A 13,061-nucleotide genomic window follows, 5' to 3' on the forward strand; every position below is an offset into this window, starting at 1 on the left:
GAATGCTCGGACGTCCTAGCACCGGCCACCGGCCGTACGGGCGTGACAGCGGCCCGTCACAATCAAACCGGTGAAGGACATCAACCCATGACGACGCCCACGATCGAGCTCAAGCCCTCCGCCAACCCGCTCTCCGACACGGAGCGGCAGGCGATTCTGGCCAACCCCGGGTTCGGCCGCCACTTCACCGACCACATGGTGACGATCAAGTGGACCGAGGGCCGCGGCTGGCACGACGGTCAGCTCGTCCCGTACGCCCCGCTCTCGCTCGACCCGGCCACCATGGTCCTGCACTACGCGCAGGAGATCTTCGAGGGCCTGAAGGCCTACCGCCGGCCCGACGGGAGCGTCGCCACCTTCCGGCCGGAGAAGAACGGCCGCCGCTTCCAGGCGTCCTCGCGCCGCCTCGGCATGCCCGAGCTGCCGGTGGAGACGTTCATCGAGGCGTGCGACGCGCTGGTCCGCCAGGACCAGGACTGGGTCCCGGCGCACGGCGGCGAGGAATCCCTCTACCTGCGCCCGTTCATGATCGCCACCGAGGTCGGCCTGGGCGTCAAGCCGGCCGGCGAGTACCTCTTCCTGGTCATCGCCTCCCCGGCCGGCGCCTACTTCCCGGGCGGCGTCAAGCCGGTCTCCATCTGGGTCTCCGAGGACCGCGTCCGCGCCGTCCCCGGCGGCATGGGCGACGCCAAGACCGGCGGCAACTACGCCGCGTCGCTGCTCGCGCAGGCGGAGGCGGCGGCCAAGGGCTGCGACCAGGTCTGCTACCTCGACGCGGTCGAGCACCAGTGGGTCGAGGAGCTGGGCGGCATGAACCTGTACTTCGTGTACGGCGACAAGATCATCACGCCGTCCCTCACCGGTTCCATCCTGGAGGGCGTCACCCGCGACTCCCTGCTCACCGTCGCCCGTGACCTCGGGTACGAGGCGGAGGAGGGCCGCGTCTCGGTCGAGCAGTGGCAGCGCGACTCGGAGAACGGCACCCTCACCGAGGTCTTCGCCTGCGGCACCGCCGCGGTGATCACTCCGGTCGGCACGGTGAAGCGGGCCGGGGCGCAGTGGCAGCAGAGCGGGGGCGAGCCGGGTGAGGTGACGCAGCGGCTGCGTACGGCGCTGCTGGACATCCAGCGGGGCAAGGCCGAGGACAAGCACGGCTGGATGCACCGGCTGGCCTGAGGCACCCCGCGTGGGGGCGGGCCCTGCCGGGGGCTCCGCCCCCGGACCACCCCCGGCCTAGGCCCGCCCCCCACCCGACTCGGTCGGAGAAGAGGCAGCCGTCGCCGGCTCCGTCCCACTCGCCGCGGGCACGGCGGCACCCGGCACCGCGATCACGTACACCACCCCGCCCACCAGCCCCGACAGCAGGAAGCTGCAGTCCACCCCGCCGGTCAGGGACAGCAGGGGCCCCTCGTACGACGGCAGGGACACGGCCAGGACGCCGACCGTCGCGCCCACCGCCCAGGCGGCCGTCGCGGGGACGTTCCAGCCGGAGCGGTACCAGTAGATCCCGCCCCGCGCGCGGCGGTTGAAGACCTGGAGCGCGTCGGCGTCGTACACCCCGCCGCAGCGGACCGCGCCGATCATCGTGATGACCGCCCACGGCGTGCCGATCGCCGTGAGCAGCAGCACGAACGACGTCATCGCCGACTGCGCGTCCCAGGCGTAGTGCCCGGCGAAGACGCAGGCCGTCGCGACGACGGCGACGGCGCAGGTGGCGCGGGCGCGGGAGGCGCGCGGCAGGATGGCGTCCAGGTCCAGGCCCATCGAGTAGAGCATCAGCCCGGCGTTGCCCACCGACCCGGCCGAGGCGGCGAGCAGCAGCGGGACCAGGTACCAGGCGGGGGCGGCGTCGACCAGCGGCCCCGCGTAGTCGAGCGCGGCGCGGGCGGCGTACGCCGTGAAGGTGCCGAAGAGCTGCGGCACGAGCAGCCCCAGCATCAGCCCCAGCCAGGTCGCGTGCAGCACCCGGCGCGAGGAGAAGCGGGCCGGTGAGATGTAGCGGGTGTAGTCGCCGAGCAGCGTGATGAAGGCGATCGGCCCGGACAGTCCCGCGGCCACGGCGGCGAGCAGCCAGGTCGGCCAGAAGCCGCCCAGCAGGTAGCCGCCGGCCTCCGGGAGCGCGGCGGTGGTGAAGTCGGGGGCGTAGGCGATCACGCCCAGGACCAGCAGGGCCGTCATGCCGTAGGCCAGCACCTTGGACATGGCGAGCAGCACCCGGTAGCCGTAGACGGCGCCCGCGACGGTCGCCGCGGCGAGCAGGCCGTAGACGACGGCGTACGCGGCACCGCCCTGCGGGAGTCCGAAGAGCCGGCCGAGCACGCCCATCATCACGTCCCCGCCGATCCACACGGTCAGCGCGGTGTAGCCGAGGGCCAGCAGCAGCCCGACCACCGAACCCACCAGCCGCCCGCGCACGCCGAACTGGGCGCCGGACGACGTGGACAGGTTGGTGCCGGTGCGCAGCGAGACCAGCGCGAGCGGAGCCGTGAACAGCGTGCCGACGACCGTGCCCGCCACCACCGCGCCGACCGACGCCCACCAGCCCAGGCCGAAGGACGGCGGCAGCCAGCCGAAGACGATCACGCCGAGGCAGAGGTTGGAGCCCAGCAGGATCGAGACGAGATCCCTGGGCCCGCTGGTGCGTTCCTCCTCGGGGATGGTGTCGACTCCGCGCTGTTCGATCGGCATGGCTGGTCTCCTTCGACGGCCGCCTGATGGTTTTGAGCGACGTTCAATGTGACGGCTGCGTGTGCTGCCCGTCAATGGTTCCGTTCGAGGGATGCTCTGTTTAGAGTGGTGTTCTAACGTCGGGATGGCAAGGAGGTGCCGCGTCGTGAGACTGACCCCCACGGAACGTGACCGGCTGCTGCTCTTCGGGGCGGCCGAGCTGGCCCGGGCCCGCCGGAACCGCGGGCTGCGGCTGAACGTGCCGGAGGCGACCGCGCTGATCGCGGACACCGTGTGCGAGGCCGCTCGCGACGGTGCCCGTCTCGCCGAGGCGATCGAGCGGGCCCGGTCCGTGCTCGGCCCGGACGACGTGCTGCCCGGCGTCGCGGACGTGGTCACCGAGGTCCACGTGGAGGCCGTCTTCGACGACGGCTCCCGGCTCGCGGTCGTCTCCGGCCCGATCGGCGGCGGGGGACTGGGCCCGGCCGGCCCGGGGGCCCTGCTGCCGGGGCCCGACCACGCCGAACCCGAGGCCGCGCTCCGGCTGCCGGTGACCAACACCGCGACCGTGCCGGTCTCCGTGACCTCCCACTTCCACTTCTTCGAGGCCAACCCGCGCCTGGACTTCGACCGCGAGCGGGCCTACGGCATGCGTCTCGCGGTCCCCGCCGGGTCCTCGGTCCGCTTCGGGCCGGGCGAGAGCGCCGAGGTCGGCCTGGTGCCCATCGGTGGGCGGCGGATCGCGATCGGGTTCGCCGGGCTGGTCGACGGGCCGCTGGACGCGCCGGGCGCCAAGGAGGAGGCCCTGCGGCGGGCGGCGGCCTGCGGATATCTGGGCGTCACCCCCGTAGCAGACGGATCACCGGAAGGAGGCGTGCGATGAGCCGCTCCAAGGGACGTGAGATCAGCGAGTCGATCCACATCGACCCGTACGCCTACGCCGCCACCCACGGCCCCCGTGCGGGCGACCGGCTGCGCCTCGGCGACTCGGGGCTGGTGATCCGCGTCGAGTCCGACGCCCAGCTCCAGGGCGACGAGTTCCTGGCCGGGTTCGGCAAGACCGCCCGTGACGGGCTGCACCTCAAGGCCGCCGCGGTGCGCGAGACCTGCGACGTCGTGATCAGCAACGTCGTCGTCATCGACGCGGTCCAGGGCATCCGCAAGGTGTCGATCGGCATCCGCGAGGGCCGCATCCACGCCATCGGCCGGGCCGGCAACCCCGACACCCTCGACGGCGTCGACGTGGTCGTCGGCACCGGCACGTCCATCGTCTCCGGCGAGGGCCTGATCGCGACCGCCGGAGCCGTCGACACCCACGTCCACCTGCTCTCCCCGCGCATCATGGAGGCGTCGCTCGCCTCCGGCGTGACCACGATCATCGGCCAGGAGTTCGGGCCGGTCTGGGGCGTCGGCGTCAACTCGCCCTGGGCGCTGAAGCACGCGTTCTCCGCCTTCGACGCCTGGCCGGTCAACATCGGGTTCCTGGGCCGGGGTTCGTCGTCCCACGAGGCACCGCTGGTCGAGGCGCTGGCCGAGGGCGGCGCGTCCGGCTTCAAGGTGCACGAGGACATGGGCGCCCACACCCGCGCCCTCGACACCGCCCTGCGCGTCGCCGAGGAGCACGACGTCCAGGTCGCCCTGCACAGCGACGGCCTCAACGAGTGCCTGTCGGTGGAGGACACCCTCCGCGTCCTGGAGGGCCGCACCATCCACGCCTTCCACATCGAGGGCTGCGGCGGCGGACACGTCCCCAACGTGCTGAAGATGGCCGGCGTCCCCAACGTCATCGGCTCCTCCACCAACCCCACCCTGCCGTTCGGCCGGGACGCGGTGGCCGAGCACTACGGCATGATCGTCTCCGTCCACGACCTCAAGACCGAGCTGCCGGGCGACGCCGCCATGGCCCGCGACCGCATCCGCGAAGGGACCATGGGCGCCGAGGACGTGCTGCACGACCTGGGAGCTATCGGCATCACCTCCTCCGACGCCCAGGGCATGGGCCGGGCCGGCGAGACGGTCCGCCGCACCTTCGCGATGGCCGGCAAGATGAAGTCCGAGTTCGGCGCCCCCGACGACGACAACGACAACGAGCGCGTCCTGCGCTACATGGCGAAGCTGACCGTCAACCCCGCCATCGCCCACGGCCTCGCGCACGAGGTCGGCTCCATCGAGGCCGGCAAGCTCGCCGACATCGTGCTGTGGCGCCCGGAGTACTTCGGCGCCAAGCCGCAGCTCGTCCTCAAGTCGGGCTTCCCGGCGTACGGGGTGGTCGGCGACCCGAACGCGGCGACCGACACCTGTGAACCCCTCGTCCTCGGGCCGCAGTTCGGCGCGCACGGCGCCACCCCCGCCGAGATCTCCGTCGCCTTCGTCGCGCAGGCCGCCGTGGACCAGGGGCACGACACGATGCCCACCCGCCGCCGCCGGGTCGCCGTGCGCGGCACCCGCTCCATCGGACCGGCCGACCTGCGCCTGAACTCCCGTACCGGACAGGTCGACGTCGACCGGCGCACCGGCCTGGTCACCCTGGACGGCGACCCGCTGCGCTCCGAACCCGCCGAGTCCGTGTCCCTCAACCGCCTCTACTTCCTGTGAAGGTGCCCGCCATGACCCCTGCCGCCGACGGCTTCCGCATGCCCGCCGAGTGGGCCCCGCACGAACGCACCTGGATGGCGTGGCCGGGCCCCAACCCCACCTTCGAGGACCCCGGGGACCTGGCCGCCGCGCATATCGCCTGGGCCGGTGTCGCCCGCGCCGTGCGCCGCTTCGAACCGGTGACCGTGGTGTGCGGCCCGGGCAGGTCCGCCGAGGCGCGGGCGCTCCTCGGCGACGGCATCGACACCGTCGAACGGGAGCTGGACGACGCCTGGATGCGGGACATCGGCCCCACCTTCCTCACCGGCCCGGACGGGCTGGCCGCCGTCGACTGGACCTTCAACGGCTGGGGCGCGCAGGAGTGGGCCCGCTGGGAGCACGACGCGAAGATCGGCGCGCACGTCGCCGACCTGGCGGGCGCCCGGACGTACACCTCGCCGCTCGTCAACGAGGGCGGCGGCATCCACGTCGACGGCGAGGGCACCGTGCTGCTCACCGAGACCGTGCAGCTCGGGCCCGAACGCAACCCGGGCTGGACGAAGGAGCGGGTGGAGGCGGAGGTGCACGCCCACCTCGGCACCAGCAAGGCGATCTGGCTGCCGCGCGGCCTCACCGGCGACTACCCGCCGAACGGTTTCGGCACCCTCGGCCACGTCGACATCGTCGCCGCCTTCGCCGCGCCGGGCGTCGTCGTCGCCCACCACCAGCCCGACCCGGCCCACCCCGACCACGAGGTGACCAAGGAGGCCATCGGCGTCCTGCGCGCCGCCACCGACGCCCGGGGCCGCCGCCTGGAGGTCGTCGAGGTGCCCGCCCCGACCGTCCTGGAGGCCGACGGACACTGGGCCGACTACTCCTACATCAACCACTACCTCTGCAACGGCGGCGTCGTCCTGTGCGCCTTCGACGACCCGCGCGACGAGATCGCGGCCGGCATCTTCCGCCGCCTGCACCCTCGGCGGACGGTGACCCTGGTGGACGCGCGTACGATCTTCGCGGGGGGCGGGGGCATCCACTGCATCACGCAGCAGCAGCCGAGGATCTAGGAGCGGGACATGGCCGGTGGTGGGCGCAGACAGGCGCCGCCGCGTGAGGACGTGCTCGCCGCCGCCATGGAGATGATCGCCGAGCGCGGCCTGGAGAAGCTGACCATGGCGGCGCTCGGGCGCGAGGTCGGGATGAGCAGCGGCCACCTCCTGTACTACTTCCACTCCAAGGACGAGCTGCTGCTGCGCACCCTGGAGTGGAGCGAGGGCCGCCTGGGCGTGGAACGCGGGCGGCTGCTCACCCGGCCCGGCACCGCCCGCGAACGCCTCCAGGAGTACGTCGACCTCTACGTCCCCGACGGCCACCGCGACCCGCACTGGACGCTGTGGCTGGAGGTGTGGAACCGCTCGCAGGGCGCCGCCGACGAGTCCGACGCCCGCGACCGGCAGGCCGCGATCGAGGGAGCCTGGCACCGCGACCTGGTCGCCCTGCTCGCCGAGGGCGTCTCGCGCGGCGAGTTCCGCCCCGTCGACCCCGACCGGTTCGCCGCCCGGCTGCGGGCCCTCCTCGACGGCCTCGCCATCCACGTGGCGATCGGCCTGCGGGGGACGGACCGAGCGCAGGTGCTCGGCCACGCGCGGGAGTTCCTGGCGGACTGCCTCTTCACGGACGTCTGACCAGGGCGGCGCTCGCATCCTGAGACGCCCGGTGAGCCGAGGGACGGAATGTGCCAGACTGCCCCCGTGCTCTCGTTCGCCATGATTATTGGCAGCAGGCGCGCCGGTCCGCAGTGACCGCCACGTACGACCAGGTACGGGCGGACACCGTCGTCCTCGACCCGCGCGCAGACCTCTCGCACCCGCGAGGGGTTTTTCGTTTTCCTGGCCCACCCCAAGCCGGGAAGAGAGCGCGAGGGATCATAGACGGACGGTGGAACCGGTCATTCCGGTAGACCGAGATCCCCTACAGGAGCCTTCAGATCATGACCGCAACCAGCGAACTCGACGATTCGTTCCACGTCTTCGACACCACCCTGCGCGACGGCGCGCAGCGCGAGGGCATCAACCTCACGGTCGCGGACAAGCTGGCCATCGCACGGCACCTGGACGACTTCGGTGTGGGCTTCATCGAGGGCGGCTGGCCCGGCGCCAACCCGCGCGACACCGAGTTCTTCGCCCGCGCCCAGCAGGAGATCGACTTCCGGCACGCCCAGTTGGTCGCCTTCGGCGCCACCCGCCGCCCGGGCGCGACCGCCGCCGAGGACCACCAGGTCAGGGCGCTCCTGGAGTCCGGCGCCGAGGTGATCACCCTGGTCGCCAAGTCCCATGACCGGCACGTCGAGCTGGCCCTGCGCACCACGCTGGACGAGAACCTGGCGATGGTGGCGGACACGGTCTCGCACCTGAAGGCCCAGGGCCGCCGGGTCTTCGTCGACTGCGAGCACTTCTTCGACGGCTACCGCGCCAACCCCGAGTACGCGAAGGCGGTCGTCCGCACCGCCTCCGAGGCGGGCGCCGACGTCGTCATCCTCTGCGACACCAACGGCGGCATGCTCCCGGCGCAGATCCAGGCCGTGGTCGCCACGGTGCTGGCCGACACCGGCGCCCGGCTCGGCATCCACGCCCAGGACGACACCGGCTGCGCGGTCGCCAACACCCTGGCCGCCGTCGACGCGGGCGCGACCCACGTGCAGTGCACGGCCAACGGCTACGGCGAGCGCGTCGGCAACGCCAACCTGTTCCCGGTCGTGGCCGCGCTGGAGCTGAAGTACGGCAAGCAGGTGCTGCCCGAGGGCCGGCTGCGCGAGATGACGCGGATCTCGCACGCCATCGCCGAGGTCGTGAACCTCACCCCCTCCACCCACCAGCCCTACGTCGGGGTCTCCGCCTTCGCGCACAAGGCCGGCCTGCACGCCTCCGCGATCAAGGTCGATCCCGACCTCTACCAGCACATCGACCCAGAGCTGGTTGGCAACACCATGCGGATGCTGGTCTCCGACATGGCCGGCCGCGCCTCCATCGAGCTGAAGGGCAAGGAACTCGGCGTCGACCTCGGCGGCGACCGCGAACTGGTCGGCCGGGTCGTCGAGCGGGTCAAGGAGCGCGAGCTGGCCGGCTACACCTACGAGGCCGCCGACGCCAGCTTCGAGCTGCTGCTGCGCGCCGAGGCCGAGGGCAGGCCGCTCAAGTACTTCGAGGTCGAGTCCTGGCGCGCGATCACCGAGGACCGCCCCGACGGCAGCCACGCCAACGAGGCCACGGTCAAGCTCTGGGCCAAGGGCGAGCGCATCGTCGCCACCGCCGAGGGCAACGGCCCGGTCAACGCCCTGGACCGGTCCCTGCGCGTGGCGCTGGAGAAGCTCTACCCGGAGCTGGCCAAGCTGGACCTGGTCGACTACAAGGTCCGCATCCTGGAGGGCGTGCACGGCACCCAGTCCACGACCAGGGTCCTCATCTCCACCAGCGACGGCACGGGGGAGTGGGCCACGGTGGGTGTCGCCGAGAACGTCATCGCGGCCTCCTGGCAGGCCCTGGAGGACGCGTACACGTACGGGCTGCTGCGGGCGGGAGTGACGCCCGCGGCGTGACCCGGCCGCCCGCGGCGAATCCCCTGCCCGCACTTATGTCTGATTGAGGTGTGTTCGGGTACTTTCGAAGGTATGAAGGACGTCCGCGCTCAAGTCCTCATACGCCTCCTGATCGCGCCGGTCATCGCCGCGCTGGCGGTGCTGATGGCCGGTGCGCCCGGCGCGCAGGCCGCCACCGACGTCACCGAGATCGGGGCGGCCCTGCGCGAGAGTCCCGTGTACGTCGATCCGGCCGCCTCCGACCTGCTCTCCGACGCGGACGCCGACGCGCTCGCCGACAAGATCGAGGACGCGGGCGAACCGGTCTTCGTGGCGGTCCTCCCGGCCGGTTACCCGACGGACAACCTCTTCCAGAACCTGCGCACCGAGACCGGCATCACCGGTCTGTACGGCATCCGCCTCGGTGACGAGTTCGACGCCCGCGCCGACAGCAGCGTGCTGAGCCGCCAGGGCGTGAACAACCTGGTCACCGCGGCGCAGGGGGCGGGCGACACCAAGGCCCAGCTCAACGACTTCGTCGACGACGCGCTGCGCAGCGTGCGCGGCTCGGCCCCCTCCTCCTGGGACTCCGGCGGCGCCACCGCACCGACCGGCGCCCTGATCACCGCGGGCGCGGTCGTCGCGGCCGCCGGTGCCGGCGCCTACGCGATCGCCCGGCGCAACCGGCTGCGCCGCGAGGAGGAGCAGCGACAGGCGCTGGAGCGGCTGCGGGTGGTGGTGGACGAGGACATCACGGCGTTCGGCGAGGAGCTGGACCGCCTGGACTTCCACCCCGGGGAACCGGGCGCCGACGACGCGATGCGCACGGACTACGAACACGGCCTCGACGCGTACGAGCAGGCCAAGACGTTCATGGGCAACGCCCGCAGGCCGGAGGACGTGCGGGCGGTCACCCAGTCGCTGGAGGACGGCCGCTTCTCGCTCGCGCGGCTCGCCGCCCGCCGTGAGGGACGGCCGCTGCCCGACCGCCGGCCGCCCTGCTTCTTCGACCCGCGCCACGGCCCGTCCGTCGCCGACGCCACCTGGACCCCGCCGGGCGGCGCCACCCGCGAGGTGCCGGTCTGCGCGGCCGACCAGGCCCGGTTGTCCGACGGCCTGGACCCGATGGTCCGCGAGGTGGACACCGACCAGGGCCGCCGCCCCTACTGGGACGCGGGCCCGGCCTACGGCCCCTGGGCGGGCGGCTACTTCGGCGCCGGCATCCTGCCCGGCCTGCTGGTCGGCACCCTGCTCGGCAGCATGATGGCCGGCCCGGCCTACGGCGCCGGTTACGGCGAGGGCTACGGCGACTTCGGCGGCCACGAGGGCGGCGACGTCTCCGGTGGCGACTTCGACTCCGGTGACTTCGGGGGCGGGTTCGGCGACTTCGGCGGAGGCGGCGGATTCGGCGGCGGGGACTTCGGCGGCGGCTTCTGAGCGGCGGGCCGCGGTCACCGGGAGGACACCGGCACGGTTGCGCGGTCCGCGTCCCGTCGGGTCCCGTCGGTCTCCTCGCCGCGTTCCGCCACCGCCGTCCGTGAGGGCTTCGCCCCGCGCCGCACGACGGCCACCGCCGCGAGGCCGACCGCGAGACCCACGGCCGTCTGCGGCCCGAAGTGCTCGCCGAACATCAGGGCGCCCCACACGGCGGTCACCGGTGCCATGAGGAACATCAGGGTGTTCACCTCGGTGACACCGGACCGGCGCATGATCAGCCAGTACAGCCCGTAGCCGCCGAACGTCGGCAGCACCACGAGCCAGGCCGTCGCCAGCCAGAAGGACGAGTCGGCGGGCGGCGCGGCGGCCCCGACGCCGAAGGCCAGGCCCGAGAAGAGGACGGCGCTGGTCACGCAGTGGATCGTCAGTGCGGCCCGGGGTGCGACCGCGGCCCGCGAACGGCCCTCGAGGAAGGTGGCCGCCACCAGCGACAGCATGCCGAGGAAGGGCACGGAGTACGCCCACCACGGCACGTCCGCACCGGCCGCGGCGGCATCGGCCGTCGTGACCGTGGCGACGCCGGCCAGCCCCAGCCAGAGTCCGAGCCACTGCCGGCGCGAGACGTACTGCCGCAGCAGGGGACCGGCGAGCGCGCCGGCGACCAGCGGCTGCACGCCGTCGATCAGGGCGGTGGTGCCGCTGGAGACACCGAGGTGGATGGCGTAGTAGACGCTGAGCAGGTAGCCGCTCTGCGACAGGGCGCCGATCGCGACCTGCCGGCCGGCCTCCCGGCGCGTCAGCCCGCGCCACGCCTCGCGTGAGACGGCCGCGACGGCGATCAGGACCAGGGCGAGCGGCACGAAGCGCCACATCAGGAGCGTCGTCGGGTCCGCGGTCCCGGCGCCGAGCTTGGCGCCGATGAAACCGGAGCTCCAGCACAGGACGAACGCGACCGAGAGCAGGGCGTTCACGGGGAACCCCACCTTCCCATCTCGATGAGTAGACAGATCGGTTTACTCGTCTTGGGTGCCCACTATACAGATCTGTATACTTCCCGTCATGGAGCCTGTTCAGAAGCCGCACCGCGTCCGCATGACGCCCGGTGCGCGACGTGTCCTGGAGGCGGCCGAGCGGTTGTTCTACGAGCGCGGCATCCACGCCGTGGGCGTGGACCTCGTCGCCGCCGAGGCGGGGGTCACCAAGAAGACGCTCTACGACCGGTTCGGCTCGAAGGAGCAGATCGTCGTGGAGTACCTCGCCGGTCGTGACGAGCGCTGGCGGGAACTCCTCGCCGGCCGCCTCGAAGCGGTCGCGGGACAGGGGGCGGACGTACGGGTCCTGGCGGTCTTCGAGGCGTCGCGCGCGTGGGCGGGGGAGTATGGCGCCAAGGGGTGCAGCATGATCAACGCGCACGCCGAGATCAGCGACCCGGCCCATCCGGCGTATCCGGTCATCATCGGGCAGAAGCGGTGGATGCTGGACCTCTTCACCGGCCTCGCGCGGGAGATCGACGCGGCCGGGGCGGACCGGCTGGCGCGCACGCTGATGCTGCTGCACGAGGGCGCGCTGGTCGCACACGGCGTGGGGGTCTTCCCGGACCCGTTCGGCCACGCCCTCGACCGGGTGCGGGAGCTGCTGGGAAACGCGGAGGCGGCCGACGGCCCCGCGCCGCTACGGTGAGCCCATGCCGGCCCGCAGCGCACTCCTCGTCATCGACATGCAGAACGCCACGGTCGCCATGGCGCACCGGGGCGCCGAGACGGTCGCCGCGATCGCGGGGCTGAGTGAACGCGCCCGCGCCGCCGGGGTGCCGGTGGTGACGGTCCGGCAGCGGGACGAGGGCATGGTCTTCGGCACCGAGGGCTGGCAGGTCGTGCCCGAGCTGGCGCCCCGGGAGGGGGAGCCGGTCGTCGACAAGACCACGCCGGACAGCTTCCTGGACACCGGCCTCGACGCACTCCTGGGGGAACTCGGCGTCACCGAGGTGATCGTGACCGGGTTCGCCACCGAGGTCTGCGTGGACACCACGGCACGACAGGCCCTGAGCCGGGGGTACGACCTGGTCGTCGTCGCCGACGGGCACACCACGTCGGTCCGGGGCCCCGAGGACGACGGTGATCTCATGCCGGCGGACCGTTCCGTCGCCCAGTACAACGCGCTCTACCGGACGATCGGCTGGCCCGGCAGGCGTGTCCGCCTCCGGGCCGCCGCGGACGTGGACCTCAGCCCTGCTTGATCGCCGAGATGTCGAAGTTCAGCTTGATCTTGTCGGAGACCAGGACGCCACCCGTCTCCAGGGCCGCGTTCCAGGTGAGCCCCCACTCCGAGCGCTTGATCTCGGCCTTGCCCTCGAAGCCGACGCGCTCGTTGCCGAAGGGGTCCTTGGCCGCGCCGTTGAACTCCAGGTCGATGGCGAGCGGCTTGGTGGTGCCGAGGATCGTGAGGTCGCCGGTGATGCGGTAGTCGTCGCCGCCGAGGGACTCCGCGCCGGTGGAGCGGAAGGTCATCGTCGGGAACTCGTCCGTCTTGAAGAAGTCCGAGCTCTTCAGGTGGCCGTCGCGGTCCGGGGACCCCGTGTCGATGCTGTCCATCGTGACGTCCAGGGACGCCGTGGAGCGGCTCGGGTCGCCGCCGTCCAGGTGTAGCGTGCCGCTGAAGTCGAGAAACTTGCCCTTGACGTTGGTGACCATCGCGTGGCGCGCGGTGAAGCCGATCGTGGTGTGCGCGGGGTCGATCGTGTACTCGCCGGTCAGGGTGGCGAGGTCGGGGGTGCTGGTCATGATGTCCTCCGGGGGGTCTGAACACTCGA

At 72.4% G+C, this 13,061-nt stretch carries 12 protein-coding genes; 9 read left to right on the forward strand and 3 right to left on the reverse strand.

Annotation, left to right across the window (positions count from 1 at the left end; all coding sequences use genetic code 11):
- Positions 1–87 precede the first annotated feature (87 nt).
- On the forward strand, positions 88–1,176 hold the full coding sequence (locus ACFW01_RS07090) for a branched-chain amino acid aminotransferase (protein ID WP_384502589.1): 1,089 nt from the start codon (positions 88–90) through the stop codon (positions 1,174–1,176).
- Between the two features lie 57 nt (positions 1,177–1,233).
- Here ACFW01_RS07090 and ACFW01_RS07095 read toward each other — a convergent pair whose 3' ends face one another.
- Complete coding sequence (locus ACFW01_RS07095; protein WP_384502590.1) at positions 1,234–2,688, reverse strand: cytosine permease; 1,455 nt, start codon at positions 2,686–2,688, stop codon at positions 1,234–1,236.
- Between the two features lie 145 nt (positions 2,689–2,833).
- On the opposite strand from ACFW01_RS07095, the gene ureA reads away from it, so the two are divergent.
- The 6 genes from ureA to ACFW01_RS07125 all read left to right on the forward strand — a co-directional run bounded on the left by ureA (position 2,834) and on the right by ACFW01_RS07125 (position 10,252).
- Entirely contained in the window at positions 2,834–3,550 is a 717-nt protein-coding gene (gene ureA, locus ACFW01_RS07100) for an urease subunit gamma (RefSeq protein WP_384502591.1), read from the forward strand.
- The gene (locus ACFW01_RS07105) at positions 3,547–5,262 is read left to right on the forward strand and encodes an urease subunit alpha (protein WP_384502592.1); all 1,716 of its coding nucleotides are present in this window, start codon (positions 3,547–3,549) and stop codon (positions 5,260–5,262) included. The genes ureA and ACFW01_RS07105 overlap by 4 nt, the downstream gene beginning before the upstream one ends.
- An 11-nt stretch (positions 5,263–5,273) precedes the next feature.
- Entirely contained in the window at positions 5,274–6,308 is a 1,035-nt protein-coding gene (locus ACFW01_RS07110; protein ID WP_234960229.1) for an agmatine deiminase family protein, read from the forward strand.
- A 9-nt stretch (positions 6,309–6,317) separates the two neighbouring features.
- Positions 6,318–6,926, forward strand: coding sequence for a TetR/AcrR family transcriptional regulator (locus ACFW01_RS07115; RefSeq protein WP_234960228.1), 609 nt, complete (start codon positions 6,318–6,320; stop codon positions 6,924–6,926).
- 305 nt (positions 6,927–7,231) lie between these two features.
- Positions 7,232–8,836: a citramalate synthase gene (gene cimA, locus ACFW01_RS07120; RefSeq protein ID WP_234960227.1), complete on the forward strand. Its 1,605-nt coding sequence runs from the start codon at positions 7,232–7,234 to the stop codon at positions 8,834–8,836.
- A 72-nt stretch (positions 8,837–8,908) separates the two neighbouring features.
- Positions 8,909–10,252, forward strand: a complete 1,344-nt coding sequence (locus tag ACFW01_RS07125) for a hypothetical protein (protein WP_234960226.1) — start codon at positions 8,909–8,911, stop codon at positions 10,250–10,252.
- Between the two features lie 14 nt (positions 10,253–10,266).
- Here the strand turns inward: ACFW01_RS07125 and ACFW01_RS07130 are convergent, their stop codons facing one another.
- Entirely contained in the window at positions 10,267–11,223 is a 957-nt protein-coding gene (locus tag ACFW01_RS07130; RefSeq protein ID WP_384502593.1) for a DMT family transporter, read from the reverse strand.
- A gap of 88 nt (positions 11,224–11,311) precedes the next feature.
- On the opposite strand from ACFW01_RS07130, the gene ACFW01_RS07135 reads away from it, so the two are divergent.
- Together ACFW01_RS07135 and ACFW01_RS07140 are read left to right on the forward strand one after the other, a co-directional pair.
- Complete coding sequence (locus ACFW01_RS07135; protein WP_234960224.1) at positions 11,312–11,932, forward strand: TetR/AcrR family transcriptional regulator; 621 nt, start codon at positions 11,312–11,314, stop codon at positions 11,930–11,932.
- A gap of 4 nt (positions 11,933–11,936) precedes the next feature.
- Complete coding sequence (locus ACFW01_RS07140) at positions 11,937–12,488, forward strand: cysteine hydrolase family protein (RefSeq protein WP_234960223.1); 552 nt, start codon at positions 11,937–11,939, stop codon at positions 12,486–12,488.
- Here ACFW01_RS07140 and ACFW01_RS07145 read toward each other — a convergent pair.
- Positions 12,475–13,032, reverse strand: a complete 558-nt coding sequence (locus ACFW01_RS07145; protein ID WP_125491980.1) for a YceI family protein — start codon at positions 13,030–13,032, stop codon at positions 12,475–12,477. The two genes, ACFW01_RS07140 and ACFW01_RS07145, sit on opposite strands and share 14 nt — an antisense overlap.
- Positions 13,033–13,061 lie beyond the last annotated feature (29 nt).

The sequence above is a fragment of the Streptomyces sp. NPDC058985 genome, from assembly GCF_042740985.1.
Lineage (GTDB): Bacteria > Actinomycetota > Actinomycetes > Streptomycetales > Streptomycetaceae > Streptomyces.